Here is a 25,410-nt window from a genome sequence, read left to right on the forward strand (position 1 = left end):
CACCCACGACGGAAGCAGGACACCATGACCGACGACCACCAGGACTACGCGGCAGCCGGCTTCACCGGCACGCTGCAGCCAGGACGACGCGCTGCGCTCGTCGTCGTCGACCCGGTCCGCGCGTACGTGGACCCCGAGTGCGGGCTCTACGCGGGGGTCGAGGAACCCGTCGAACGGATGCGGGAGCTCACGACCGCCGCTCGGGCAGCCGGGGTGCACGTGGCGATCACCACGATGGCGCTCTCGGCCGACGGGTCCAACGCCGGCGTGTTCTTCCGCAAGGTGCCGGCACTCGCCGCGTACCTGCCGGGTGCGTCCACGGGGGCGTTCGTCGACGGGCTCGAACCCCTCGACGGCGACACCGTGGTGCCCAAGCAGTACCCGAGCGCGTTCTTCGGCACGTCCCTGGCCGCCGACCTCGTCGCCCGCGGCGTCGACACGCTCTTCATCGCGGGGCTGTCGACGAGCGGGTGCATCCGCGCGACCGCCACGGACGCCATGCAGCACGGCTTCGTCCCGATCGTCGTGCGCGAAGCCGTCGGCGACCGGTTGCCGAGCGTGCACGAGGCGAACCTGTTCGACATCGCCGCCAAGATCGGCGAGGTCTGGCCGATGGAACAGGTGCTCGAGCACTGGGACGCGGCATGAGCACCACGACGCGCATCGAGGCGCCGGTCCGGGGCCGGCCGCGCAGCGCCGCCGTCGGCGAGTCCGTGTACACCGCCTGTGTCGAGATCCTGGCCGAGGGCGACCCCCGGGCGTTCACGATCCGGGCCGTCGCCGACGCGGCCGGCGTGGGTGCGGCGACGATCTACCGGCGGTGGTCGAGCAAGGAGGTCCTGCTCACCGAGACCGTGATCCGTCTGATGGAGGAGCACATCCCGACGGTGCAGGATGTCCCCATCGCCGCGGGTGTCCTGGGCCTCACCCGGGGATGGGTGCACGCCCTCGTCGCGACGCCGGTCGGTCGGGCGCTCCCGCTCATCGTGGAGACCGCGTCGCACGAGCCGCGGGTCGCCGAGGCCGTGGCCGAGTGGCACCTGGACCGGCGGCTCCGGGTGAACGCGATGCTGCAGCGGGCGATGGACGCGGGCGATCTGCGACCGGACGTCGACCTCGGCATCGCCGTGGACCTGCTCGGCGGGCCGACGTTCTACCGACGCGTGTTCGTCTCGCTCGACATCCGGGCGCCCGACTACCCGGTGCGGCTGGCCCGGGAGTTCCTGCGGTGGGCCGGTTGGACCGGCGACCTGTCGACGGTGGGGGTGGCCTCGTGACCGGGACCGTGCCGGAGGGGTTCGCCCCGTCCGCTGCCTGGACCGACATGGGGGTCGGGACGACTCCGTCGGCACCGGGTCACTGGATCGGGTTCAACCGACGCTCCGACGCGGCCCGCCAGGTGTCCGACCTGATCCGCGCCGACATCGTCGCGGGGCGGTTCACCGGTCCGCTGCCGTACGAGTGGGAGCTGCTCGACCTGTACGGCACGACGCGGAACGTCCTGCGGGCTGCCCTCGCGTTGCTCAAGGAACAACGGCTGCTCACCCGTGCGCCGCGATCGGGCACGTTCGGTGTGCGGCCCGTCGCCTCGGTGAGCCTGGCCCGCACGTCCGACGAGGTCACGATCTACGGCGAGACGGCAGGGGGCAGCGTGTTCGAGTCGCCCCGGCTCAGCATCGTGCACCTGTGCGTGCAGCAGGTGACCGCGCCGGAGACCGTCCGGCGCAACCTGGAGATGACCGGCAGCAGCGCCTTCTTCGTCGAGAGCCTCATCTCGTTCGACGGCGAACCGAGCCGGGTCCGGACGAGCTGGGTCCCACACGAGCGCTTCCCCGACCTGGTCGCCGAACCGCTCACCGAGTACGTGCCGGACGTGCTCGTCAGGAAGGCCGGCGCGCGGCCGGAGGCACGACGGTTGCTCCTGAGCACCGTGAACGCCGACCAGTGGACGGCCGACCTGCTCGACATCGATCCCGGCCAGGCGATCTTCCACATCGAACGGTTGATGTGCCTGGCCGACGGGAAACCCGTCGAGTACGGGTTCTCGCGGTACCGCGGCGACCGGGCGGTGATCGACTCCCGGATCACGTGAGGCACGGGCGGGGATCGTCAGTCCGTGCGCACCGAGAAGACGTCGCCCGGCTGGCAGCCGAGCACCTCGCACAGTCGGGTGAGGGTGGAGAACCGGATCGCGCGGGCCCGGTTGTTCTTGAGCACCGAGAGGTTGACGACGGTCACACCGACGCGGTCGGCGAGCTCGGTCAGGGTCATCCCCCGCGCGGCCAGCAGATCGTCGAGGTGACAGACGACCGCGTGGCCGTCCTCCTGTTCCGGGGACATCAGACCAGCCCGGCCTGGTCCCGCACCATCCGCTGCGAGGCGGTGAGCGCGAACCGGAAGCAGACGACGACGAGCAGGCCGAGGTACACGGGCAGGAACTGGTGATCGACCACCGGCGTGGGCAGGTACCCGTCCCAGCCGAGCCCGGACACGACCCAGTTCCACCCCATCCGGCGGACGAACGACGGCAGGAACCCGGCGGCCAGCACCGCGCCGGCGAGCCAGTCGAGGATCCGGGTGGTCGAGCGGTCGAAGAGCCCGCCGCGCGAGATCTTCCAGGCCACCGCCGCCACCAGGGCGATCAGGACGCTAACGAGCAGGACCTCGAGGGCGTCGCCGACGCGGATGCACCCGATCGCACCACCCGGCAGGTCGGCGACCGGCGCCCGGAGCACGAGCTGGTCGGACGTCACCGTCGCGCCACCCGGGGGCTGCGGGACGGCCCTCGTCTCACGCATCCGGATCGGCACCGCCACCGTGCCCGAGGTGATCGACTGGACGAGCTGTTCGACGTACCGCCAGACGACGAACACGATGCCGATGGCGCACGAAACGACGTAGGCCAAGTAGGAGTTCCGCCCGCGGGGCGGTTCGTAGACGGGTGTGGTCATGGCTGCTTCCCCTGTCGATCATCGATACCATCGAATTTCGATGCAACGATAAACGATGGGTCCGGCTCGGGCAAGCCCCTACAGCAGCCCGAACGCCGCCTGCACGCCGAGGCTCGTCCCCGCCACCAGGACCCAGAGCGCGATGCCGAGCAGCATCGGACGGAACCCGGCACGTCGCAGCGCCGCGAAGTCCGTCGAGCAGCCGATCGCGGCGAGCGCCACCGTGATGAGGAACGAGGCGGCGGTCGCGAACCCCGGTGCCACGGACGCGGGCAGGACCCCGACCGTCCGGAGCAGCACCACCACGAGGAACCCGATCAGGAACCACGGCACCAAGCGGAACACGCGGAATCCGCGGCCCGACCCCGAGGCGGGGGCGAGTTGCTCGCGGGAGGCGCGGCGGGCCTCCAGCCCGGCCAGCCCGATGACGATCGGGATGATCATCAGGGTGCGCACCAGCTTCACGACGACCGCGGTGTCGGTCGCCTGGCGACCGTAGACGGTCGCGGTGGCGACGACGGACGACGTGTCGTTCACGGCGGTGCCCGCGAAGACGCCGAAGGCGTGCTGGCTGAGGCCGAGGGCGTGCCCGAGCAGCGGGAAGGCGAAGACGGCGGCGATGTTGCAGAGGAAGATCGTGGACATCGCGTAGGCAACGTCGGCGCTCACCGCGCCGATGATCGGCGTGACGGCGGCGATCGCCGAGGCGCCGCAGATGCCGGTCCCGACACCGATCAGGGTGCGGAGCGCGCCCGACACCCGGAGCAGTCGACCGATCCCCCACGCGGCCACCAGGCAGACGACGAGCGTCGCGAGCATCACCGGCAGGGTCTCACCGCCGATGCGCAGCACCTCGCCGATGGACAGCTGCGCGCCGAGCAGGACCACCGCGAACTGCAGCACCCGGCTGGACGAGAACTTCACCCCGGGGGCGAGCACCGCGAGTGTGCCACCGGTGCGACGCCGGACGAGCCACCCCACCACGGCACCGATCAGGACGGCGGGGACGGGGCCGCCGACCACCGGGACGACCCGGCCGACCAGGGTGGCGACGATGCCGATCGCGACGGCGAGGGCGACACCGGGGGCGGCTGCACGGACGGACTGCATGAGGACAGCATGTCGTGCCGGCAGATGCCGCGCTCGCGGAACGGGCGTCACCGCGACGGGCAGCGCCCGATCGTCACTGAGCGGGCGGGGTGTCACCCGTCATGTCGACGCGGCCGGTCTCGTCGTTCCAGGTGAAGGTGGCCGTGGTCCGGCCGGAGGGTGCTGCGTTCGGTTCGCCCGCCTTCGCGAACTTGTAGGTCACCGTCACGGCCGACTCGCTCCGTCGTTCGATGGTCGGCTCGAAGGCGTACTGCTCGGCAGTGGCGGTGCCGAGGTACCGGCCTTCGTGGAACAGCAGGATCGCGTACGGGGAGCCGGCTGTGGCGAACTCGGGTTCGACCACGGACCAGGACAGCGGCGCGCAGGCGTCGTAGCCGGAGTAGTCGGCGTTCGCGGCGTCCCACTTCGCGTCCTCGAGTCCGGCGGGCAGCGGCAGGGCCGCGATGCCCGCGGCAGCAGCCTCGGCGCCGCTCGTCGGCCCGCAGGTCGGGGTCGGGGTCGGCGTCGGCGTGCTCGCGGCGTCGGAGGGCGGGGCGGTGACGGTCTCGGTCACGGTCGGGGTCGCCGCGCTGCCGTCCGCCCCGTCCGCGCCGGAGCACCCCGTCAGCAGTGCGGCCAGGGTCGCAGTGGTCAGGATCAGGGCGGTTCTCGTCAGGCGCATCCCTCCACGCTGCCTGCGCCGCCGAACGGTCGCCCGCATCGTTACCGGGATGTGTCCCTCCGGACGCTGCAGCGGTGCGACTGTGTCGTCCGCCGGCGTGCTGCCACACTGCTCCCATGCGGGGGATGCACCAGGGGACCGTCCGGGTCGAGGTCCGGGACGACCAGATCGACGGACCACACGGGCCGGTCCCCGTCCGTCGGTACCGACCGGCCGATCCGAGCGCCAGCACGGGAGCCCGGACCCTGGTCTGGGTCCACGGTGGCGGGTTCTTCCGAGGCGACCTCGAACTGCCCGAGTCCGACGCCGTCGCACGGGCACTCGCTGCGCGCGGCCTGCCGGCCGTGACCGTCGGCTACCGCCTCGGACCGCTGCCCGGGCTGCCCTGGCTCGGCCGGGGTGGACCACGTGGGCGACGGCGGGCACCCCACGCGCGGGACGAGATCGTCGCCGTCCTCCACCACCTGCGCGACGAGGCACCCTCGGGCCTGCTGCTCGGCGGAGCGAGCGCCGGTGCGTGCTTGGCGGCCTCCGCGGTCGCGACCGCCCCGGCACTGGTCGGCCTCGTGCTGACCTACGGGTTCTTCCACGCCCGACTCCCCCGCGACCGGGCGGTGCGGCGACTCGTCCGCGGACACCGGTGGTTCACGCACGCCCCGGTGCTGTTGGACCTGAGCAACCGGGCGTACGCGGGCGGCCACCCCGCTGCGGTCTACCCGGCGTCCGACGACCTCACCCGGTTCCCTCGCACCCTGATGGTCGACGCCGAGCGGGACGTGATGCGCGGGTCGGGGGAACGCTTCGCGGGCGAGCTCGAGCGCGCGGGCGTCCCCGTCGAACGTCACGTCCTGCCGGACAGCCGTCACGCGTTCCTCAACCGACCCGGCACGCGGGACTTCGACGACGCGATCGACCGCATCGCCGCGTGGGCGGATCGGACACCCGACCACCGGACGCCCGACCACCACACGCCCATCCGCTGAGCGCTCTTCCACGGACGAACGGCGGACATCGGGGAACGCCGCGCCCGAGGCGGACGTACTCTGGGAACGGAAGCAACGGCGGTTCCGAATCCCCTTCGCCACGCTTCCCCCGTGGCGCCTCACCACCGTGACGAAGAGTTCCATCGTGACCGAACACCTCATCGAGTACGTCGCCCGCGACCGCACGGGCATCACCGCCGTCGTGACACCGACCGGTGTCATCGACGTGGACACCGTGATCCAGCACATCCGCGCCGGCCACGCGGGGTACTACGTGGCTGCCGACTCGTGGAAGCGCGCGCCGGTCCGGAGCATGTCGTTCATCGGCGGGACCTACCTGTTCGCGAACTGGGACGGCTCGAAGCGGAACATGCTGCACGACCTGGCGTTCCGGTCGCCGACCCGCTCGATCGAGACGATCCACGAGCCGGAGTCCCGGTTCTCGCGGTTCCTCGACGCACTGTTCGGCAAGCGGACGCCGCAGCGCTGACCCTCGGCAACCGGCCCGTGGGAGCATTGCCGGACAGACAGAAGGGGGAGCACATGCTCGCACGAGAGGTGTCCGAGAAGCGGTTCCGGCCGACCAAGTTCCGCGACGGGTACGACCAGCGCCAGGTCGATGCGTTCCTCGACCGGATCCAGGCCACCCTGACCGGGTACGAGCAGCGGCGGCCCGTCGACCCGCTCACGCCGGAACAGGTCATGGATGTGCGGTTCCAGCCGACGAAGTTCCGCGAGGGGTACGACCAGGGGCAGGTCGACGACTTCCTCGACGAGGTCGTCGTCGCACTGCGCCAGCACGGCGCCCGCTGAAACGGTCACCGGCGGTGCAGGTGACCGCCTGGAGGCGCGGCGTGCGTCACGGACGCAGGTCGCGCCTCCAGGCGGTCGCGTCGGTCAGCGGACCGACTTGATGGGCAGGATCACCAGGGCACCCAGGATGACGGCGACGCCGGCACCCCAGAGCATGAGCGTGTAGTTCTGGCCGCCACCGATGCCGAGCAGGAACAGGCCGACGGCGGGGGCGAGTGACTGCGGCAACGCGTTCGCGATGTTGATGACGCCGAGGTCCTTGCCGGGGCGCTCCGGGTCGGGCAGCACGTCGACGACCAGGGCCGTGTCGATGGCGGCGTAGATGCCGAAGGCGAAGCCCAGGACGATCTCGGCGAAGTAGAACCCGCCGACCGTGTCGACGTGGGCCAGGATCACCAGACCGACGGCGGTCATGGCCGTCGAGCCCCAGACGAAGACCTTGCGACGTTGGATCCGGTCGGACACCCAGCCGGAGACCGCTGCGCTGACGAGCAGGGCGATCGTGTACAGGAGCACGCCGAACGCGACGACCCCGACTGCCTCGCCCTGCGGGAGCCCGATGCGGTCCTGCATGTACAGGAGTCGGTACGTCGTGAACATGAACGTGCCGAAGGTGATGAGGAAGCGGCCCCACCAGGCGAGCCCGAAGTCGCGGTGCTTGATCGGGTTCGTCCAGAACGAGCTGATCAGGTTGACCCAGCTGAAGGGCTTGACCGGAGTCGTCGGCAGGTCGTCACGGGCGACGAACGAGTAGACGAGGACCGCGACGATCGCCAGGACACCCGGTGCGATGAACAGGACCGGCAGGTTGCCGACCAGGTACACGGCCAGGTAGAGCCCGGCGAGGATCGCGATGTTCTGCGCCAGCGCGATGACGCTCGAGGCCTTGCCGCGCTGGAACTCCGGCACGTTGTCGGCGAAGCTCGCCGTCAGGGTCGAGAGCACCGCGTTGGCGGAGACCTGCGCGAGCACCCAGGCCAGGGTGAGCTGCAGCACGTCGGGCGAGAACGCGAGCCAGGCGAGGGATCCGACGAAGACCACGACGCCGCCGACCATCCACGGGCGACGACGACCCCACCGCGTTCGGGTGCGGTCGGAGAGCGCACCGAACAGCGGGTTGGCGAACAGGGCACCGAGCGCTCCGAACGGCAGGACCGAGCCGACGACGGTCTCGGGGCTCGTCGGGTTCAGCTCCGTGGCCTTGATCGACATGCTCACGAAGACGGGGGTGAGCAGGGCGACGAACAGGCCGAACTGGGCGAAGCTCAGGCCCCAGAGGTACCCGCGACCCACCCGGACGGTGCTGACGGACTGTGTGATGCCCTCGACCGAGAACGCTCGGGACGCAGCAGCGTCCGTGGCGGTGGCTCCGGCGGCTGCGGTGACCGCGGGGGACGCGGTCCCGGCGATGCCGCGGGTGGGTTCTTCCTTCGACGACGGTGTCGACATGACTCCTCCTCGAGTCATAGGGGGCTTCGGGGCCCTCGAATACCTAGCGCTGCTAGGTGATCGGGACTGTAGCACCGGAAACCGCAGGCCGGAAGGTTTTGCTCTGATTGTTTCGTCGGTGCGGATGCGTGCCGACGAAGAACGACACCGCCGTTGTCGGAGGACAACGACGGTGTCGTTCTGCATCGACCCGCAGGCCGGAAAGGAGCCGCTACTGCTCGCCGTCCTCTTCCGGGTTGAAGTGCGAGTCGTCGCCCGAGTGGCCCGCGGCCAGGCCGTCGGGGTTGTTCGGGATGGTGTTGTCGTCGCCGAGGCCGCCCGGCTTCTCGGTGCCCTCGGGGTCGTTCTTCGGGGCGTCGTGCGTGTTGCTGCTGTCGGTCATGAGCTGCTCCAGTGCAGGGATCGACCCGGCGGCACCGCCACCGGGGTACTGAGGACTCGGACAGTACGTGCCCCGCCTCGGAATCCACCGTCCGAGCGGGGGAAGCGGATGACACGGGCCGGGGCGCTCGGTAGATTGTTCAACAACCCGCGACGACAGGGAGCACCCGTGACGACGATCGACCTGAACAGCGACCTCGGCGAGGGCTTCGGCGCCTGGGCCATGGGCGACGACACCGCGATGCTCGACGTCGTCTCGAGCGCCAACGTCGCGTGCGGGTTCCACGCCGGCGACCCGACGATCATGCTCACCACCGCCCGCGCCGCCGCGGAACGCGGTGTGGCGATCGGCGCCCACGTGGCCTACCGCGACCTGATCGGCTTCGGCCGCCGCCCCGTGCACGTCACACCGGACGAGCTGTACGCCGACGTCGTCCACCAGCTCGGGGCGATGGCGGCCACCGCGCACGTCGCCGGCGCGGCCGTCACCTACGTCAAGCCGCACGGCGCCCTGTACAACACCGCCTGCGCCGACCCGGTGCAGGCCGAGGCGGTCGTCCGCGCCGTCGCCGACGTCGACCCGTCGCTCGCCGTGCTGGCGTTGCCCGGGTCGGAACTGCTGCTGGCGGCCGAACGACACGGGCTCCGCGCCGTGAGCGAGTCCTTCGCCGACCGTGCCTACGAACCCGACGGCTCGCTGGTGTCCCGGAAGCAGCCGGGGTCGGTGCTGCACGACCCGGACGAGGTCGCGGCGAGGGTGCTCCGCATGGTCACCGACGGCGTCGCGATCGCCGTCGACGGGTCCGAGATCGCGGTGCGTGCCGACTCGGTGTGCGTGCACGGCGACTCCCCCGACGCCGTCGCGATGGCCCGTGCGATCCGAGCACTCCTGACCGAGCACGGCGTGACGATCGCGCCGTTCGTGTTGCCCGCACCGCTCGCGCCGTGACGGGTCCCGACGTCCGCTCCGCTGGCGGCACCGCACTCCTCGCCACGTTCGAGTCGCTCGCCGAGGTCGTCGCCTTCCGCGCCGGGCTCGACGAGGCCTCCCTGCCCGGCCTGACCGAAATCGTCTCCGGCGCCCGGACGCTGCTGTTCCGGTTCGACCCCGCGACGACCGACGCCGGTCGGCTCCGCTCGGAGCTGGCGCACGTCATCCCGGTCAGCGCCACGCGCGAAGCGCACGACACCGAACCGCTCGTCATCCCCGTCACCTACGACGGCGATGACCTCGACACCGTCACCGAACTGACCGGCATGCGGCGCGACGAACTCGTGGCGTGGCACACCGGGCAGCTCTGGACGAGCGCCTTCTGCGGCTTCGCCCCGGGCTTCAGCTACCTGACCGGCAGCGATCGACCGCTCGACCTGCCCCGCCGCAGCACCGCCCGCACGGCCGTCCCGAGCGGTGCCGTCGCGGTGGCCGGAGAGTTCAGCGCCGTCTACCCGCGGACATCGCCCGGCGGCTGGCAGCTCATCGGCCGCACCGACGTGCCGATGTGGTCGCTCGAGCGCACGCCCCCGGCGCTCGCGCCAGCCGGCACCCTCGTCCGCTTCGTCGTGGCGGGTGCGGCATGAGCGCGCTCACCGTCGTGCAGGTCGGCTACGGCGTGACCACGCAGGACCTCGGTCGCCCGGGCTTCAGCGACATGGGCCTCGGGGCGGCCGGCGCGGCCGACCGCGGGTCCGCAGCACTCGCCAACCGACTGGTCGGCAACCGTGCCGACGCGGCCGTCCTGGAGGCCGTGCTCGGCTCCGTCACGCTCCGCACCGACGCGTACGTGGTGGCGGCCGCCACCGGCGCGGCCTGCCCGGTCGAGGTCGAGCGGGCGGACGGATCGGTCCGCGGGGCGGCCTCGCACGAGGTGCTGCTGCTGGCCCCGGGCGACACGCTCCGCATCGGCACCGCGACCGTGGGCCTGCGCGCCTACATCGCGGTCCTCGGGGGCTTCGCGGTGGAACCGGTGCTCGGCAGCCGCTCGTGGGACTCCCTGGCGTGCCTCGGTCCGCCGCCGCTGTCGGCCGGCGACCTCCTGCCGGTCGGCGGAGCCCGGGTCTCGTGGCCGGTCGTCGACGCGGTGCCGCAGCCCGAACCGCGGTGGCCGGACGAGCCGGTCGTGCTCGACGTGGTGCCCGGGCCGCGCGACGACTGGTTCACCCCGGAGTGGCGATCGACCCTGACCGGTCAGGACTTCACCGTCAGTGCGGACAGCGACCGCGTGGGGGTACGCACCACGGCTGCGACGCCGCTCGCCCGCTCCGTGACACGCGAGCTGCCGAGCGAGGGTGTCGAGACGGGATCGCTGCAGGTGCCGCCCGAGGGGTTCCCCGTGCTGTTCCTCGCCGACCACCCGGTCACCGGCGGCTACCCGGTCGTCGCGGTCCTGACGCCCCGGTCGGTCGACCGTGCCGCGCAGCTCCGGCCTGGTGATCCGCTCCGGTTCCGCATCCTCGACTGACCGACCCGGAACAAGCGCAGGGGGTCCGGAGTTGGCTTGGACACCGCTGACGAAAGGTTCCCCATGTCGATCACCGTCCTGCTCGAGGTCCAGTTCCAGAGCGACGCCCCCGAAGACGCGCTCCAGGGTGCGATCCGCGAGACGCTCGAACAGACCGCGTCGTTCCACGGCCTGGAGTCGCTCGAGGTCCTGGTCGACGACGAGGACCCGGCGCGCATGGTCGTCGTCGAGTCGTGGACGACCGCCGCGGACCACGACACGTACGTGGCCTGGCGTGCGACGCCCGAGGGTGCTCCGGCGATGGCACCGTTCCTCGAAGCGACACCGGTCACCCGCACCTTCGCGCGGACCATCCCGCTCCACTGAGCCGACACCGGCGCCGCCCCACGGCGCATGGGTCGGCGTCGGCCGCGGTCGGTCAGACCACGTCGTCGTCGGTGTCGAGCGGCACCGGCCGTTCGTCGTCGGGGAGCACTTCGTCGTCCGCGTCGTCGACCACCGGGAGGTCGTCGGGGTCGAGCACGGTCGGCTCCGGTTCGTAGTCGGTCTCCTGCGCCTCGCGGAAGTCGTCGAGGGTCTCGTCGTCCTTCGGATCGCTCATGGCCCCGAAGGTACCTCCGGATCCTCAGTGTGTCCGCAGACGATCACCACCCCGAAGCCGGTCAGCGAGCGGCGTACTCCCGGGCCTCCATGGCGTCCCAGGCGAAGCTCGCCAGCCAGTGGGTGGAGTAGTGCTCCTCGCCCACGCTCGCCGCGAGCCCGGAGGTCAGCAGCCGGTCGGCCGCGTCGTCGAGCAGGTCCGCGATGCCGGAGTCGTCCGAGCTGCCGGCACGGAGTGCGTCCGCGATGCGCCGGGCCGATCCCGCCCGCGACAGGTCGAGCCCGAACAGGTGCACCTGCTGGGGGTCGTTCTCGTCGCGCACCACCGTCGACCGCAGGATCGCGTCGCCCGGCTGCACCGCGGCGAAGAAGCCAACGGCCCACGTCGAGAACTCCGCAGCGGGCAGCACCGCACGCATCAGGTCGGCTTCGGCGAGACCGGCGGACAGGAAGTCGTGCCCATTCCTTTCCCAGGCGAACGGCCACCCGGCGTCCGCGCCGAACCAGTCCCGTGCTGCCCCCTCGACCACTGCCGCCAGGGCCGGACGGTCGAGTGACCGGGCGGCCTCGAGCACGAGCAGCAGCCCGAACGCCGAGTTCGAGTGCACGCCGTGCCGGACCGGGTGCGCGGCGCCGTCGATCCACCGGACGACCAGGTCTTCGAGGACGTCGACGACGGGCGCGAACCCCGGTGCCAGTGCCCGGACGGCGGGCGCCTCGGATGCCGACACCTCGGCGGCCAGCCGTGCGAGCCAGGCCCAGCCGTAGGGGCGCTCGTAGTGCGGTGTCTCGCGCAGGTAAGCGGCCTCGGTCGCCAGGTGATCCGTCGTGAGGTGCGCCTGCAGGATCGAGGTGAGCCGGGCCTCCAGGTCGGTGGGCAGACCGTGCGCGACCAGGCGCGCCGCGAGCCAGTGCATGTGCACCGACGAGTGCCAGTCGTACGACGTGGCGAAGGCGGGGTGGAGCTCGACGGGCAGTGCCCGGTCGTCCGGCCCGGACGTCGCGTGGTGCGCGGCGTACGGGTACTCACGGGTCGTGTTGTCCGCGGCGACGGCCGCGAAGCGGTCGGCCCAGGCCGCCCGGGTCAGGTCGATCGGGGCGGCATCAGAATGCGACAAGGTACATGACTCCCATGTTGACGACGAGCAGGATGGCGGCGGTGGGGATCTGCGCCTTGATCGGGCCGTACTTGTCCCGCATCTCGAGCAGGGCAGCCGGCACCAGGTTGAAGTTCGCGGCCATCGGGGTGACGAGCGTGCCGCAGAAGCCGGCGAGCATGCCGATCGCGAAGATCGCGGCCGGGTTGCCGTCGAAGCCCTGCACCAGGACGGGCCAGCCGATCGCGGCCGTCATGATCGGGAACGCGGCGAACGCGTTGCCCATGATGATCGTGAACAGGGCCATGCCCAGGCAGTAGATGACCACTGCGGCGAGCAGCGAGCCGTCGGGAAGGACCGACTTGATGATCGTGCCGACCGCGTCGCCGACCCCCGCCTGGGTGAAGACGATGCCGAGGGTCGAGAGCATCTGCGGCAGCAGCGCCGCCCAGCCGATCGCCTGCAGGAGCCGACCGCCCTCGCGGATCGGGGTGGCGATCTTCGGCGGGCGCAGGACGAACACGGCCACGACCACGGCGAGGACCGAGCCGATGCCCAAGCCGGTCAGGGTCGCGCTCCCCTCGGCCAGCAGCGGTTCGCCGCCGAACGAGACGAGCGGGCCGAGCGTCGCGACCAGCACGGCGACCACGGGCACCACCAAGGCCGGGATGAAGAGCCGGTTGCCGTACTTCGTCGCGAACGCGGCACGCTCGTCCGGGCTGGTGGTGGCGAGCACACTCGTGCTGCCGCTGCCCGCGCTCGTGATCTTCTGCGTCACGCCGGTTGGTTCGGCGGGGCCGGTCTCCGCACCGGTACCGGCGCCGGGGATGCTCGCGACCCGGGTGCGGCTGGTCGTGCCGGTGAAGCCGAGTCCGGCGAGCGCGACCATCACGAGGACGGCGATGCCGAGCGTCCACGGCGGGATGCTGCCAGCGGCGACGAACGTGCCGGCGAAGAACGACAGGCCGAGGATGCCCCAGAACGCGGCGTTGCCCAGGCGCTTCGCGTGCGCGGTGTCGGTGACGATCAGGACGGCGACGGCGATGAAGAACGCGCCGATGAGCCAGTAGAGCCATTCGCTGGTGATCACGCTGCGGCCCCCAGAGTCGGAGCGTCGGCACGGGCGTCCGCCGCCATCTTGTCGAGTCGGCGGTCGAACAGCAGCAGGCGTCCGCCATGGACGATCAGCGCCGCGATGCCCGTCGGAATCGCCCACAGGGCCAGGTCGATCGGTTCCAGCGACAGCCCGTAGGTCGCGTCGACGAACGTCGTGATGAGCAGGATGGAGCCGACCGCGACGAAGACGTCCTCGCCGAAGAACACCCCGACGGTGTCGGACGAGGCCGAGTAGCCCTTGATCTTCTCGCGCATGCGGTCGTCGATCCGCCCGTACTTCTTCGTCGCCGCGCCCTCGGCCATCGGGTAGACCAGCGGGCGGACGGTCTGCGCCGGGCCACCGATGCTGGTCAGGCCGACCGCCGCGGTGACCTGCCGGATCACCAGGTAGCCGGCGAGCAGACGACCCGTCGTGAGCTTGTCGAGCTTCGCGATCAGACGCTTCGCCTGGTCCTGCAGGCCGTAGCGCTCGATCAGGCCGATGACGGGCAGGACGAGCGCGAAGGTCGTGACGGACCGGCTCGAGGCGAACCCGTTGCCGAACGCGTCGAGGATGCCGACGGGACCGATCCCGCCGATGGCCGCGGTCACGATGCCCGCGACCGTGACGACGAGGAGCGCGTTGACGCGCAACGCGAAGCCGACGATGACGACGGCGACGCCGATGAGGACGAACATGCGGGACAGTCTGGACCGCATTGTTCAACAATCGCAAGAGCCGGTTCTGCTCTGTAACACGCCCTTCACAAACGCCGCCCGTGCCAGGATCGGTGCCATGACCCGAACCGTCGGCGGCGCTGACTCCACGGCCACGCGGTTGCGCACCATGATCGCGTCGGGCGGCTTCTCCCCCGGGGCGCAGCTGTCCGAGGAGCGGTTGAGCGATCAGCTCGGGGTGTCGCGGAACACCCTGCGCGAGGCATTCCGGCTGCTCGCCCGCGACCGACTGGTCGAGCACGTGTTCAACCGCGGGGTGTTCGTCCGACGTCTCTCCGCCGCCGACGTCACCGATCTCTACGCGGCTCGGCGGGTTCTCGAGGAAGCCGCTGTGCGTGCCTGCTCCCCCGACTCGCCAGCCCTCGCCGCGGCCGCCGCAGCGGTCGCGGACGCCCGGGCCGCAGCAGCCGCGGGCGACTGGGGCGCCGTCGGCACCGCCGACATCCGGTTCCACACCGAACTCGTGCGCGCGGTGCCGAGCGAGCGGATCCACGCCCTGATGGACGGCCTGCTCGCCGAGATGCGACTCGCGTTCCTGACCACCGCCGACCCGGCGTCGTTCCACGCCGACTTCGTCGAACGCAACGACGCGATCGTGTCCGCGTTGCGCGGTGGCGACCAGGACGCCGCCTCGGCACTGCTCGCGGTCTACCTCGACGATGCGGAGCGGACGCTGCGGGTCGCCGCCGGCGCAGCCGACTGAGGGACGGCCAGGAGGCCCGGCGCGGCTCCGCCCCGCCCGCCCGGTCCGATCGCGGTCGCGCTGGTGCCGGTCGAGCCCTCGGTCAGGACTTCCCGCCGAGCAGCGCCGTGACCGCGTCCACCACGACCTGGCGACGCCGCGGCGGCGTCACGGCCTGCACCAGCGGCTCGTACTCCGGAGCGGTCGCGCTCCAGAACGCCGCGGTGTGCAGGACGAGCCCGAGGAGCACCGCCGGACGGAACGCCCGCGGCAGGACCCCGGCGCGCTGGGCGTGCTCGACCTCGGCCACCGCGTCGGCGTAGCTCGTCGCGACGGACTCGAGCGGGACGTCGGCACGCTCGAGCCGGTGCCACGTCGCGAGCCGCTGGGCCCAGGGGCGACGGACGTACGAGTCGTGCACCCCGCCGGCCCAGGCGGCCAGGTCGGCGGTGTCGAGCGGGGCGTCGGCGAACGTCTCGGTCATGGTCTCCGCGACGAGGGCGTCGAACAGGCCCTCCTTGCTGCCGAAGTAGTGGAAGACCTGCGCCTTGTTGCTCGACGCGGCGGCACCGATCCGTTCGACCCTGCCGGCGGCCAGTCCGACCGCGGCGAACTCGTCCCGCGCGGCGAGCAGGAGTCGTGCGCGCATCGCGTCAGCGGCTGGGGGCGTGAATCGGGCCATGGCGACCACCGTACCGATCACGCGGCCCGCGACGCGGGTGCGACCGTCGCTCAGGGCACCTGATCCCCCGAACCTAGGATGAACGAGTGACCCTCCGACTCCACGACCTGGACCTGCGGGGCTTCGCCTCGGACAACTACGCCGGCGTGCACCCCGAGATCCTCGCGGCCATCGCCGAGGCCAACGACGGCCACCAGACCGCGTACGGCGAGGACGTCTACACGGCGCGTCTCCACGAGGTGGTCCGGCAGCACTTCGGGTCGCAGGCCGAAGCGTTCCCGGTGTTCAACGGGACCGGCGCGAACGTCGTCGGCCTGCAGTCGATGCTGCCGCGTTGGGGTGCGGTGGTGTGCACCTCGACCGCGCACATCCACACCGACGAGGCCGGAGCACCCGAGCGCATCGGGGGCATCAAGCTGCTGACGGTCGATGCACCGGACGGCAAGCTCACCCCCGAGCGCATCGACCGACAGGCCTGGGGCTGGGGCAACGAGCACCGTGCGCAGCCGCTCGTCGTGTCGATCACCCAGACCACCGAGCTCGGCACCGCCTACACGGTGGACGAGATCCGGGCGATCGCCGACCACGTGCACTCGCTCGGCATGACGCTGCACATGGACGGCGCCCGCATCTCGAACGCCGCGGCATCGCTCGGGGTGCCCCTGCGCGACTTCACCACCGACGCCGGCGTCGACGTGCTGAGCTTCGGCGGGACGAAGAACGGCATGCTCCACGGCGAGGCGATCATCGTGCTGAACCCCTCCGCGTCCGAGGGATTGCACTACCTGCGCAAGATCAACATGCAGCTCTCGTCGAAGATGCGGTTCGTCTCCGCCCAGCTCATCGCCCTGCTCAGCGATGACCTGTACCTGCGCTCCGCCGGGCACGCCAACGCGATGGCCGCCCGCCTGCGCGGTGCACTCGAGGCCGGCATCGCCGACGGCAGCATCCGAGGTGTCGGCTTCAGCCAGCAGACCCAGTCGAACGGGGTCTTCGCGACCCTGCCCGCCGGCGTGGCCGACCGGCTGCGGGAGCACTTCCGGTTCTACGACTGGGACGCCAGCCGCAACGAGGTGCGGTGGATGTGCGCGTACGACACCTCGGAGCAGGACGTCGACGACTTCGTCGCAGCCCTGACGCGCGAGCTCGACCCCGCCTGAGCCGGCCCGGCGCACTCCGGCGCGGCGGTCAGATCACCCGAACGGGATGACCCGCACCACGATCGCCACCACGAGCATCGCCATCGCGACCACGGCGGCCCGCCACAGCACCTTCTTGTGGTGGTCGCCGAGGTTCACGTTGGCGAGCGACACCAGCAGCAGGATCGCGGGGACCAGCGGGCTCTGCATGTGCACCGGCTGCCCGACGACCGAGGCCCGCGCCATCTCGGCCGGGGTGATCCCGTACGCCGAAGCGCTCTCGGACAACACCGGCAGGATGCCGAAGTAGAACGCGTCGTTGCTCATGAAGAACGTCAGCGGCATGCTCAGCACACCGGTGATGCCCGCCAGGTACGGGCCCATCGAGTCCGGGATGACCGCAACGAGCCAGTCGGCCATCGCAGCGACCATCCCGGTGCCGTCGAGCACCCCGATCAGCACCCCGGCGGCGAACACCATCGACACGACACCGACGATGCTCGGGGCGTGCGCGACGATCTGCGCGGTCTGCTGCTTGAGCTGCGGGAAGTTCACGAGCAGGGCGATCGCCGTGCCGATCATGAACACGAAGTGCAGCGGCAGCAGGCCCATCACGAGCGCCACCATCACGGCGACGGTCAGTGCCAGGTTGAACCAGATGCGCTTCGGGCGCAGGGTCGGACGGTTCGGGTCGAGCATCGTCTCGGCCATCGTGCCGGTGCCCGCGCCCTCGTCCGTCGCACCGGTTCCGTCCACGCCGTCGCCGTCCGCACGTCGGCCGTCGGCCTTCCCGCCGCGCAGCCCGAGCGCGACCGTGGGGCTCGTGAACATCCCGCCGCCGGTCCCGCCGACCGCCGCGAGCACGCGCGACCCGGCCCGGGCGTTCGCGCGCTCCGGCACCCGTGCACCCCGCGAGGCCTCGGTGAACTCGATCAGCCCGAGGCGCTTCCGCTCCCGCAGCCCCATCGTCCAGGCGAACGTGAAGCACAGCAGCAGCCCCACCACGAGCGACGGCACGAGCGGGACGAAGATGTCCGTCGGGTCGATCTTCAGTGCAGCGGCGGCCCGGGCGGTGGGACCACCCCACGGCACGATGTTGAGCGTGCCGTTCGTCAGACCGGCGACGCACGTCATCACGACCGGGCTCATGCCGAGCTTCAGGTAGATGGGCAACATCGCCGCGGTCACCACGATGAACGTCGTCGAGCCGTCCCCGTCGAGCGAGACCGCGCCCGCCAGCAGGGCCGTCCCGAGCACGATCTTCGCCGGGTCGTTGCCGGTCACCCGCAGGATGAACCGGACGAGGGGGTCGAACAGGCCGACGTCGATCATCAGCCCGAAGTACATGATCGCGAACATCAGGAGCGCAGCCGTCGGCGCCAGGGTGCCGATCGCCTCGGTCACCATGTCGCCGAGTCCCAGGCCCGCCCCCGCGAACAGGCCGAACACGGTCGGCACGATGATCAGCGCGAGCATGGGCGACATGCGCTTGGTCATGATCAGGACCATGAAGGTCAGGACCATCGCGTACCCGAGGATGACGAGCATCAGGACTCCTTCGTCCGTGTCTGGCGGTCCGGGCACGCTACGACCCGGCCTGGAGGCGCGGCGCGCTTCTGCACATTGGCGCACCATCGCGCGTTGACCGCATTCTGCGCATTGTGCGCAAGCAGGTCGGCGCACCCTCCGTACGCTGGGGTCGTGACCGACGACCGTTCACGGCGCCCCAGGCTCCGCTTCGCCACCCAGGTGCTCGTCCTGCAGCTCGCCGTGGTCGTCGCCGTCGTCGCCCTGACCAGTGCCGTGTTCGTCCGGATCGAGGTCACCCGGCTCGAGCGCGCTGCCGAGGGGACCGCACTGGCGATCGCGCAGAGCGTCGCCGCCCAGTCCGACGTCCGGGCCGCGGTCGCCCGGCTCAGCGTCGACGGCACCGACCTCGACCGAGCGACCCTCGCCGACGGGCCCGTCCAGCGTGCTGCCCTTGCCGCCCAGCGCCGGACCGGGGCGCTCTTCGTCGTGGTCACCGACGACCGGGGTGTCCGGCTGGCCCACCCCGACGTCGACCGCATCGGCGAGATGGTGAGCACCTCCCCCGACGCCGCACTGGCCGGACGCGAGACCGTGTCCTGGGCCCGCGGCACGCTCGGTGAGTCGGCGCGGGCGAAGGTGCCCGTCTCCGCACCCGCAGCCGGCGGGGCGGGGACGAGCCGCGCCTCCCGGCAGTCCACCGTCGTCGGCGAGGTGAGCGTCGGGTTCACCCGGGCACGCGTCTACGACACCCTGGTCGAGGACAGCATGCCGGTGATCGGTGCCGGGCTGGCGGCGGTCCTGCTCGCGCTGATCGCGTCGGTGCTGATCCGACGCAGGTTGGTGCGGCTGACGCTCGGGCTGCAGCCGGAGGAGCTCGTGACGCTCGTGCAGAACCAGCAGGCCGTGCTCGGCGGGGTCGGTGAAGGCGTCATCGCGATCGGCCCGTCGGGGGCCGTCACCGTCTGCAACCCCGAAGCCGTGCAGTTGCTCGGGCTGGCGGACCCGGTCGGGCAGCCGGTGGGTTCCCTCGACCTGCCCGCGCCGCTCGGGTCGATGCTCGACGGGGGTTCCGCCGCTCCGGCGAGCGCCACGATCGTCGCCGGGCACCGGGTGCTGCTCGTCGACGTCCGCACCGTGTCCCGCGACGAACGCGACCTGGGCCGGGTCGCTGTCCTGCGCGACCGCACCGACGTCGAAGCCCTGACCCGGCGGCTCGACGCCGTCGGAGCGATGAGCACAGCGCTCCGGGCGCAACGCCACGAGTTCGCGAACCGACTGCACGCGATCTCGGGGCTGCTCGACATCGGCGAGACCGCACGGGCGCGGGCGTACCTGGCGGACGTGCAGGAGCGCGGGCCGCTGCGCTACCCGGTGCAGCACGCCGACCGGTTGACCGAGCCGTACCTGCAGGCGTTCCTCGGGGCGAAGGGCGTCGAGGCCGCCGAGCGCGGGGTGCTGCTGCGGATCGGGGCGGAGACGCTCGTGCAGGGGACGATCACCGAGCCGGGCGACGTCACGACCGTGCTCGGCAACCTGGTGGACAACGCGGTGACGGCGGCCCTCCGCGGGGACGAGCGCACGCGTGACGGGGGCTCCCCGTGGGTGGAGGTCGAGGTGCTCGACGACGGTACGACCCTGCACCTGTCGGTGATGGACTCCGGGCCGGGGGTGCCGGACGGTGCCGCGGACTCGCTGTTCCTCCGAAGTACGGTGACCGCCGCGTCCGGGGACGTCGCGCAGGTGCACGGGCTCGGGATCGGGCTGCCGTTGTCGCGGGAGATCGCCCGGCGGCACGGTGGCGACGTGTGGCTCGCCTCCCCCGGCGGCGACGACCACGGCGCGGTGTTCTGCGCCCGACTGGAAGGAGTGGTGTCGTGAGTTCCGTGTTCACCGTGCTGGTGGTCGACGACGACTTCCACGTCGCAGACCTGCACCGGCGGCAGGTCGACCAGGTACCGGGCTTCCGGGCGCTCGAACCCGTCGGGACCCTCGCGGGTGCTCGCTCCGCGCTGTCGGGCGGAGCCGTGGACCTGGTGCTCGTCGACGTGTACCTGCCCGACGGCAGCGGCCTCGACCTGCTGCGGTCGATCGACACCGGCGCCGACGCCTTCGTGCTGAGCGCGGCCTCGGACTCCGGCACCGTGCGCCGGGCGATGCGGAGCGGAGCGCTCGCCTACCTGATCAAGCCCTTCCCAGCCGGGGTGCTGGCCGAGCGGCTGCAGGCGTACGCGCGGTCGCGGAACGTGCTCGACGAGCGGTCGACGCTCGACCAGGAGGCCGTCGAGCGGGCGTTCCGGATCCTGCACGCCGGGGACAGCGGTGGGGCGTCGCCGTCCCGGGCGGCCACTGCTGCGCTGGTGCTCGAGCAGCTCGTCGCCGGTGAAGAACGATCGGCCGCCGAGGTCGCTGCGGCGATCGGGGTCTCGCGGGCGACGGCGCAGCGGTACCTGGCGCAGCTGACGGCCGACGGGACGGTGGCGATGCAGTTGCGGTACGGGGCTGCGGGGCGGCCGGAGCACCGGTACGTGCGGCGGTGAGTCAGCCGTTCCGAAGACTGCGCCGTGGCACCATCGGTGGATGACCGACGCTGCGCGATCCGACACCAGGACTGATCCGTTCCCCTCGGGGACTCCCGTTGCGCTCCGGAGCCTCAACGACTTCGGCGAGCGCGGCGAAGCGGTCGGCTTCGCGGTCGCCGGCCGGGTCCTGGTGGACGACGACGAGCTCGCGGTGGTCGCCACGACGGTCGGCTCGGCCGTCCGACGACGAGCGGGCGTCGGGAGCGGCCCCAACGGACGCCTCGTGCTTCCCGAGGACTGGGACGGCTCCTACGTCGACGACCGGTGGGTCGGCTCCAGCGTCGTCCGCGTCCATCAGAAGGGAACGCGCTGGTCCGTCTGGCGTTGGCACGACGGGTCGGACTGGCTTCCCGACTGGTACGTCAACCTCGAGCTGCCGTGGGTGCGGACGCCGATCGGGTTCGACAGTCAGGACTGGACACTCGACGTGGTGGCGACCACCGAACCCGACGGTTCGTGGTCCGTCCGGTACAAGGACGAAGACGAGCTCGAGTTCTACGCGGCCGGCGGGTACTGGCCGGCGGCGATGCGGGCGATCATCGAGCGCGCTGGCGAAGAAGCCACCGAACTCGCGGTCGCGCAGCGCTTCCCGTTCGACACCGATTGGTCCGGCTGGGTGCCCGACCCGGCGTGGGGCACGACTGCGCTCCCCCAGGAGTGGAGCGCCGTGCAGTGATCCGCGGAGTCGGTGCAGCGTTGCACAGCCTCCTACGCTCGCTGTCGTGAGCGAGTTCGTCCGGTACCAGAGCGCCGTTCCCAACCGTCGCGGGCGGTTCCCGGGGGTCTTCGCCCTCGCCAACGGTCTGCAGCGGGACGGCAGGCTCAGTGACGCCGAGACCAGGTGGCTCCGAGAAGCGAACCTGCACGCGACCGCGATGTACACGGACCCGACCACGGTGCAGCCCGACTGCTACGACGAGACCCGCAACCCCGGGGCCCGGGCCTGGTTCGCCGCCGACGCCGTCGAGCTGCTCGAGATGGTCGGCCCGTACCTGGAACTCCTCGACCGCCACGGGATCCCGTGGATGCAGCTCGTGACCCGCTCGCCGGGTCGGATCGTTTACCGGGACGCGGTCCAGGTCGTCGCGGTGCCACACACGCACGCTGACGCCTGGCCCTTCCGGCCGACACGGGAGGGGCGGACGCCCTAGCCCTGTCCCTGGTCCGTGAGCCGCCATCCGGACGCCGTCTTCGTGAAGCAGAAGCTCCACGTGCGCGTCCCGTTCATCGGCTCCGATTCCTCCGACGCTCGACTCGTCACCGTCGTGTCGACGCAGGACTCCGTCGTGTGGCCAGGGTTGAACGGCACCGATTCCGCCTTGTCCGCGACGGTGTACTTCCGCAGCGTCGGGTTCCGGCACCACGCCCACGTGCTGTCGAGCGTCAACGCCTTCGTGACATCACACCGCTGCGCCTTCGCCGCAGCGAGGTACGCCTTCGTCACCTCGACCGGAGACGCTGACGACGGCGGCAGGTCGGGCGAGCTGCACCCGGTCATCAGCGCCAGCCCAGCTGTCACCACGATGGTCGTAGCGAGGGTGCGCGTCAGGAGCGGCGAACGCCCCGGCAGCCTGCTCGTCCGCACCTGCACCCCTCACACTGCCGCCGACGGTCCGACGGTCCGGCGGTCTCGGCAAGCGAAGCGCACGACCTCGCACCAGCGCAATGAGTACCCCCACAGCCGCGCTGCCCACTTCTCGCCGACTCAACCCCTTGCGTATTTCACCGTATACCGGCAGGTTGGACTCGTGCGACGCAGCGGGTGCATTGCAAGTCCGCTTGAGCGCGCAACGACCCCGGAAGGAGACCGCACATGATCGCCATCGAGATCGTCGCCGCCGCGCTAACCGTCGTCCTAGTCGCCTTGCCGGCGCGCGGCGTCATCGGCAGGAACGGGATCGCCGGCATCCGCACCAGGGCAACCATGCGCAGCGACGAGAACTGGCTCCTCGGCCACCGCGCAGCGGTCGTCCCGACGAGCATCGCCGGTGGCGCGACGGTGGTCGTGGGCCTGGTCTCCGTCGGACTCGGACGCGCCGACGACGTTCCCGCGTTCGTCGCCTGCGCCGTCACCCTCGTCGGCGGGGCGCTCTGGAGCGTGGTCGCCGCAGGCCGCGCGACCAGATGACGGACAGGAGGCGCGGGGCGGCGCCGCAAGCGGCCTCCAGACCGTCAGGTGGTCCCGTGACGATCTGCACCCGCGCGGGCATCTCGGGGCGCAGCACCGTCGGGCCGGACACCCCGGTGTGTAGATTCGACTCCATGGCGACCTGGGGGAAGTCGGGGACACAGCGCTTCGCAGCAGTGGCATCGGGGAGTTCGAACCGCGGAAGACGTCGTCGGCTGCGGCGTGTGGTGTGGGTGCCGCTTGCGATCGGCTGCGCAGTCCTCACGCTCGCAGGATGCGCCGAAGACGAGCCCCCGGCCGTCTACCCAGACGTCCGGTGGGTTGGCGCAGCACCATCGGGGCCGCTCGAGAAGGACCCCTGGGTACGAGCAGTCCGCGCAGAGCTCGAAGCGGAGGCTGTGGCGCGCAACCGGAACGACTTCAGCATCCCCGAACTCGCTCACAGCGCGACGCCTTCCTACATCGATCGCCTCGCCAGCGTGGCGATGGAGACGCTCCGCCAGAACCACGACACCGACCTCTTCGCCGGCCCCTGGCCGTTCGCACCCACAGAGGTCGAACTGGGCAACGGGAACAACGGTGAGGACGTGGCAGCTGTCCGCGGCTGCAAGGCGCGCAACTGGACCATGACCCCGGGGCGATCGCTCGGCAGCCTCGATGCCGGGTACGGAGTCGAGTACCGGCTCGAGCGTGATGGCAACGGAGTGGTGCGAGTCGATTCGATCGCCGGGCTCCCGAACTGCGATGGTCGTGTTCCGCTCCGCGTGGCGATGTTCGATCCGGTGCCCGAGCCGTCGTCAGTGACCGATGTGAATGAACTCGTCAGGCCTGACGGAACGACCGTCGGGCGACCTCGACGATAGCCGCGGAACGCATGCCCGCACGGGCGGCCTCTGGGCGGGAGGCGAACACGTCGATCGCCTCGACGACGCGGTCGAACCGCCTCGACCGGCCGGTACGAGCACCCGACAGCCGCGTGCTCGACGTCACGTGCGGTCAGACAGACCGAGGCCCGGGTCGGCGATCGGCTGGAGGTGAGAGGATTCGCTCGCGTCCGCACTGCCGCGGCGTCCACGACTTGCGTGTCGTGCGCGGATATCGATTTCAAACAAGACCGAGTCGGCCTTGCTGTGAGGTGGCCCCAGTGGTCTTGTTGGAAGCGGAACGTGCAGGCTCCCTGCGGCGCGAGCTGGAAGCCGCCCGTGCGGACGGCCACGCGCGCACACGGCTGGAACCGTTCCCGAGCCGCGCGGGCGCACGGTGGCTGCTCCGGCTCGCGTTCGCCGTCCCGTTCCTGATCCTCGCCGTCGTCAGCGCCGACCCCACCGTGGCCGACGTCACCGTCAACCGCTCCGTCGTGGACCACGTCGCGACACTGAGTTGGGACCGGGCGGACGTCTCGTGGCTCAGTGAGCTCTACCCGCCGCTGGGCACGGTCCTGGTGCGGCTCATCCCCGGTGGCGCCGCCGGCCTCGCGGCGGCCGGGGCCCTGGTCGCCGGGATCCTGCTGCAGCAGTTGCTCGAGGCCATGGTCCAGCGACGCTTCCCCTGGTGGAAGAGCACGGTCTTCCTCGTCGCGATCGGCGCGAACCCGCTCTTCGCGTACACCGCCACGGGCAACTTCGAAGCGCTCCTCGGCATCGCACTGTTCGGGATCGGCGCGATCAACATGGTCCGCTTCGTCTCCAGCCGGAACACCAAGGCAGGCTTCGAGTCCGGGATCCTCTTCATGCTCGCGGCGTTGGCGGATGCTTCGGGGCTCGTCCTCGTGGTCGCGGCGGCGATCACCGCCCCACTGCTCTCCGTCGCCCGGCGGAGCGAGTCGGGGGCGCGATGGTCGAACGTGCTCATCGTGCTGTTCCCGACGATCGCGGTCTTCGGGGCGGTGATGTTCCTCGAGGCGCTGTTCGGACGGAACCCGTTGCTGGTGTTCCAGAACGCCGTCCACTACGACCCCGCGCTCTGGGCGCTCGTCCCGGAGCTCGTCACGACACTCAACGGGCTGCTCATCCTCGCCCCGGTCGTGAGTGGTTGCGCCCTGGCGCTGCTGAGCCGGCGCCCCGGCTCGGTCCTGATCTCGGTGTTCGTCTTCGGGGCACTGATCATCGGCTACGTGGGCGGCCTCATCCCTGTGAACTCCGCGGGCAACGTGTTCCTCATCATGACGATGATGGGCATCGCCGTGGTCCCCGCCGCCCGGACCACCCGGGTGAGTGGCCTGATCGCTGCCGTGGGCGCAGCGCAGATCGTGATCGCGTGGGCGGCTGCGTTCAACCGGCCGATCACGCTGCAGTGGATGGCCGCCATCGGTGCATCGCTCGGGTGGTGGTGAC

At 71.3% G+C, this 25,410-nt stretch carries 31 protein-coding genes and 2 pseudogenes; 20 read left to right on the forward strand and 13 right to left on the reverse strand.

The window, feature by feature from the left end; all coding sequences use genetic code 11:
- Window positions 1–24 precede the first annotated feature (24 nt).
- Genes MXD64_RS14855 through MXD64_RS14865 form a run of 3 tightly spaced genes read left to right on the forward strand, consistent with a single transcriptional unit; the run spans window position 25 to window position 2,092 of the window.
- Complete coding sequence (locus MXD64_RS14855) at window positions 25–648, forward strand: isochorismatase family protein (protein WP_262117990.1); 624 nt, start codon at window positions 25–27, stop codon at window positions 646–648.
- Window positions 645–1,277, forward strand: coding sequence for a TetR/AcrR family transcriptional regulator (locus MXD64_RS14860; protein WP_017886847.1), 633 nt, complete (start codon window positions 645–647; stop codon window positions 1,275–1,277). The genes MXD64_RS14855 and MXD64_RS14860 overlap by 4 nt, the downstream gene beginning before the upstream one ends.
- Window positions 1,274–2,092 carry a GntR family transcriptional regulator gene (locus tag MXD64_RS14865; RefSeq protein ID WP_262117991.1) on the forward strand — a complete coding sequence of 273 codons (819 nt, stop codon included), beginning with the start codon at window positions 1,274–1,276 and terminating at the stop codon, window positions 2,090–2,092. The genes MXD64_RS14860 and MXD64_RS14865 overlap by 4 nt, the downstream gene beginning before the upstream one ends.
- Window positions 2,093–2,109: 17 nt before the next feature.
- On the opposite strand, the gene MXD64_RS14870 is transcribed toward MXD64_RS14865, so the two are convergent.
- From MXD64_RS14870 to MXD64_RS14885, 4 genes are all read right to left on the reverse strand, one after another.
- Window positions 2,110–2,340, reverse strand: coding sequence for a helix-turn-helix domain-containing protein (locus MXD64_RS14870; protein ID WP_262117992.1), 231 nt, complete (start codon window positions 2,338–2,340; stop codon window positions 2,110–2,112).
- On the reverse strand, window positions 2,340–2,951 hold the full coding sequence (locus tag MXD64_RS14875) for a hypothetical protein (RefSeq protein WP_263136705.1): 612 nt from the start codon (window positions 2,949–2,951) through the stop codon (window positions 2,340–2,342). Before MXD64_RS14875 ends, MXD64_RS14870 begins: the two co-directional genes overlap by 1 nt.
- A 78-nt stretch (window positions 2,952–3,029) precedes the next feature.
- Complete coding sequence (locus MXD64_RS14880; protein WP_071251256.1) at window positions 3,030–4,061, reverse strand: YeiH family protein; 1,032 nt, start codon at window positions 4,059–4,061, stop codon at window positions 3,030–3,032.
- A gap of 73 nt (window positions 4,062–4,134) precedes the next feature.
- Entirely contained in the window at window positions 4,135–4,722 is a 588-nt protein-coding gene (locus tag MXD64_RS14885) for an LppP/LprE family lipoprotein (RefSeq protein ID WP_140448778.1), read from the reverse strand.
- Between the two features lie 125 nt (window positions 4,723–4,847).
- Between MXD64_RS14885 and MXD64_RS14890 the strand changes: the two genes are divergently transcribed.
- From MXD64_RS14890 to MXD64_RS14905, 4 genes and pseudogenes are all read left to right on the forward strand, one after another.
- Window positions 4,848–5,705 carry an alpha/beta hydrolase gene (locus MXD64_RS14890; protein WP_263136706.1) on the forward strand — a complete coding sequence of 286 codons (858 nt, stop codon included), beginning with the start codon at window positions 4,848–4,850 and terminating at the stop codon, window positions 5,703–5,705.
- A gap of 145 nt (window positions 5,706–5,850) precedes the next feature.
- On the forward strand, window positions 5,851–6,195 hold the full coding sequence (locus tag MXD64_RS14895) for a hypothetical protein (RefSeq protein WP_056069993.1): 345 nt from the start codon (window positions 5,851–5,853) through the stop codon (window positions 6,193–6,195).
- 53 nt (window positions 6,196–6,248) lie between these two features.
- Window positions 6,249–6,344: pseudogene (locus tag MXD64_RS14900) on the forward strand (DivIVA domain-containing protein); the annotation flags it as partial.
- A 9-nt stretch (window positions 6,345–6,353) separates the two neighbouring features.
- Window positions 6,354–6,503: pseudogene (locus tag MXD64_RS14905) on the forward strand (DivIVA domain-containing protein); the annotation flags it as partial.
- Between the two features lie 99 nt (window positions 6,504–6,602).
- On the opposite strand, the gene MXD64_RS14910 reads toward MXD64_RS14905, so the two are convergent.
- The gene (locus tag MXD64_RS14910; RefSeq protein WP_052481922.1) at window positions 6,603–7,967 is read right to left on the reverse strand and encodes an MFS transporter; all 1,365 of its coding nucleotides are present in this window, start codon (window positions 7,965–7,967) and stop codon (window positions 6,603–6,605) included.
- A gap of 211 nt (window positions 7,968–8,178) precedes the next feature.
- On the reverse strand, window positions 8,179–8,349 hold the full coding sequence (locus MXD64_RS14915) for a hypothetical protein (RefSeq protein ID WP_017886857.1): 171 nt from the start codon (window positions 8,347–8,349) through the stop codon (window positions 8,179–8,181).
- 168 nt (window positions 8,350–8,517) lie between these two features.
- Here MXD64_RS14915 and MXD64_RS14920 point away from each other — a divergent pair, with 168 nt between their 5' ends.
- From MXD64_RS14920 to MXD64_RS14935, 4 genes are all read left to right on the forward strand, one after another.
- On the forward strand, window positions 8,518–9,297 hold the full coding sequence (locus MXD64_RS14920; RefSeq protein ID WP_056069985.1) for a LamB/YcsF family protein: 780 nt from the start codon (window positions 8,518–8,520) through the stop codon (window positions 9,295–9,297).
- The gene (locus tag MXD64_RS14925) at window positions 9,294–9,926 is read left to right on the forward strand and encodes a 5-oxoprolinase subunit B family protein (protein WP_263136708.1); all 633 of its coding nucleotides are present in this window, start codon (window positions 9,294–9,296) and stop codon (window positions 9,924–9,926) included. Before MXD64_RS14920 ends, MXD64_RS14925 begins: the two co-directional genes overlap by 4 nt.
- On the forward strand, window positions 9,923–10,807 hold the full coding sequence (locus tag MXD64_RS14930; protein ID WP_263136709.1) for a biotin-dependent carboxyltransferase family protein: 885 nt from the start codon (window positions 9,923–9,925) through the stop codon (window positions 10,805–10,807). Before MXD64_RS14925 ends, MXD64_RS14930 begins: the two co-directional genes overlap by 4 nt.
- Window positions 10,808–10,870: 63 nt before the next feature.
- Window positions 10,871–11,173 (forward strand): putative quinol monooxygenase, encoded by a 303-nt coding sequence (locus MXD64_RS14935; protein WP_017886861.1) that lies wholly within the window; start codon window positions 10,871–10,873, stop codon window positions 11,171–11,173.
- Window positions 11,174–11,225: 52 nt separating this feature from the next.
- Here MXD64_RS14935 and MXD64_RS14940 read toward each other — a convergent pair whose 3' ends face one another.
- The 4 genes from MXD64_RS14940 to MXD64_RS14955 all read right to left on the reverse strand — a co-directional run bounded on the left by MXD64_RS14940 (window position 11,226) and on the right by MXD64_RS14955 (window position 14,298).
- Window positions 11,226–11,408 (reverse strand): hypothetical protein, encoded by a 183-nt coding sequence (locus MXD64_RS14940; RefSeq protein WP_017886862.1) that lies wholly within the window; start codon window positions 11,406–11,408, stop codon window positions 11,226–11,228.
- Between the two features lie 61 nt (window positions 11,409–11,469).
- Complete coding sequence (locus tag MXD64_RS14945; protein ID WP_263136710.1) at window positions 11,470–12,525, reverse strand: DUF2891 domain-containing protein; 1,056 nt, start codon at window positions 12,523–12,525, stop codon at window positions 11,470–11,472.
- Entirely contained in the window at window positions 12,512–13,594 is a 1,083-nt protein-coding gene (locus MXD64_RS14950; RefSeq protein ID WP_042540668.1) for a DUF979 domain-containing protein, read from the reverse strand. Before MXD64_RS14950 ends, MXD64_RS14945 begins: the two co-directional genes overlap by 14 nt.
- On the reverse strand, window positions 13,591–14,298 hold the full coding sequence (locus MXD64_RS14955; protein ID WP_017886865.1) for a DUF969 domain-containing protein: 708 nt from the start codon (window positions 14,296–14,298) through the stop codon (window positions 13,591–13,593). Before MXD64_RS14955 ends, MXD64_RS14950 begins: the two co-directional genes overlap by 4 nt.
- Window positions 14,299–14,395: 97 nt before the next feature.
- Between MXD64_RS14955 and MXD64_RS14960 the strand changes: the two genes are divergently transcribed.
- Entirely contained in the window at window positions 14,396–15,040 is a 645-nt protein-coding gene (locus MXD64_RS14960) for a GntR family transcriptional regulator (protein WP_263136711.1), read from the forward strand.
- An 82-nt stretch (window positions 15,041–15,122) separates the two neighbouring features.
- Here MXD64_RS14960 and MXD64_RS14965 read toward each other — a convergent pair whose 3' ends face one another.
- A complete protein-coding gene (locus tag MXD64_RS14965; protein WP_263136712.1) occupies window positions 15,123–15,701 on the reverse strand; it encodes a TetR family transcriptional regulator in 579 nt (192 codons plus the stop codon).
- Window positions 15,702–15,787: 86 nt separating this feature from the next.
- Here MXD64_RS14965 and MXD64_RS14970 point away from each other — a divergent pair, with 86 nt between their 5' ends.
- Window positions 15,788–16,861, forward strand: a complete 1,074-nt coding sequence (locus tag MXD64_RS14970) for a threonine aldolase family protein (protein WP_263136713.1) — start codon at window positions 15,788–15,790, stop codon at window positions 16,859–16,861.
- Between the two features lie 33 nt (window positions 16,862–16,894).
- Here MXD64_RS14970 and MXD64_RS14975 read toward each other — a convergent pair whose 3' ends face one another.
- A complete protein-coding gene (locus MXD64_RS14975) occupies window positions 16,895–18,388 on the reverse strand; it encodes a CitMHS family transporter (protein WP_263136714.1) in 1,494 nt (497 codons plus the stop codon).
- 153 nt (window positions 18,389–18,541) lie between these two features.
- On the opposite strand from MXD64_RS14975, the gene MXD64_RS14980 reads away from it, so the two are divergent.
- From MXD64_RS14980 to MXD64_RS14995, 4 genes are read left to right on the forward strand one after another with little or no spacing between them, the layout of a single operon-like run.
- Window positions 18,542–20,248 (forward strand): sensor histidine kinase, encoded by a 1,707-nt coding sequence (locus MXD64_RS14980; RefSeq protein ID WP_263136715.1) that lies wholly within the window; start codon window positions 18,542–18,544, stop codon window positions 20,246–20,248.
- Window positions 20,245–20,907 (forward strand): response regulator, encoded by a 663-nt coding sequence (locus MXD64_RS14985; protein ID WP_263136716.1) that lies wholly within the window; start codon window positions 20,245–20,247, stop codon window positions 20,905–20,907. Before MXD64_RS14980 ends, MXD64_RS14985 begins: the two co-directional genes overlap by 4 nt.
- Before the next feature lie 40 nt (window positions 20,908–20,947).
- Window positions 20,948–21,625 (forward strand): DUF402 domain-containing protein, encoded by a 678-nt coding sequence (locus MXD64_RS14990; protein WP_017886872.1) that lies wholly within the window; start codon window positions 20,948–20,950, stop codon window positions 21,623–21,625.
- Between the two features lie 46 nt (window positions 21,626–21,671).
- Entirely contained in the window at window positions 21,672–22,100 is a 429-nt protein-coding gene (locus MXD64_RS14995; protein WP_042540680.1) for a hypothetical protein, read from the forward strand.
- Here MXD64_RS14995 and MXD64_RS15000 read toward each other — a convergent pair.
- Window positions 22,097–22,447, reverse strand: a complete 351-nt coding sequence (locus MXD64_RS15000; RefSeq protein ID WP_194590802.1) for a hypothetical protein — start codon at window positions 22,445–22,447, stop codon at window positions 22,097–22,099. The genes MXD64_RS14995 and MXD64_RS15000 overlap by 4 nt on opposite strands.
- Window positions 22,448–22,762: 315 nt before the next feature.
- Between MXD64_RS15000 and MXD64_RS15005 the strand changes: the two genes are divergently transcribed.
- The 3 genes from MXD64_RS15005 (at window position 22,763) to MXD64_RS15015 (ending at window position 25,409) form a co-directional block, all read left to right on the forward strand.
- Entirely contained in the window at window positions 22,763–23,077 is a 315-nt protein-coding gene (locus tag MXD64_RS15005; protein ID WP_017886875.1) for an SdpI family protein, read from the forward strand.
- A 134-nt stretch (window positions 23,078–23,211) separates the two neighbouring features.
- The gene (locus MXD64_RS15010) at window positions 23,212–23,940 is read left to right on the forward strand and encodes a hypothetical protein (protein ID WP_214519386.1); all 729 of its coding nucleotides are present in this window, start codon (window positions 23,212–23,214) and stop codon (window positions 23,938–23,940) included.
- A 281-nt stretch (window positions 23,941–24,221) separates the two neighbouring features.
- Window positions 24,222–25,409, forward strand: coding sequence for a hypothetical protein (locus tag MXD64_RS15015; RefSeq protein WP_017886877.1), 1,188 nt, complete (start codon window positions 24,222–24,224; stop codon window positions 25,407–25,409).
- Window position 25,410: the final 1 nt, after the last annotated feature.

It is taken from the genome of Curtobacterium sp. Arg-1 (assembly GCF_025643395.1).
GTDB classification, from domain to species: Bacteria; Actinomycetota; Actinomycetes; order Actinomycetales; family Microbacteriaceae; genus Curtobacterium; species Curtobacterium poinsettiae.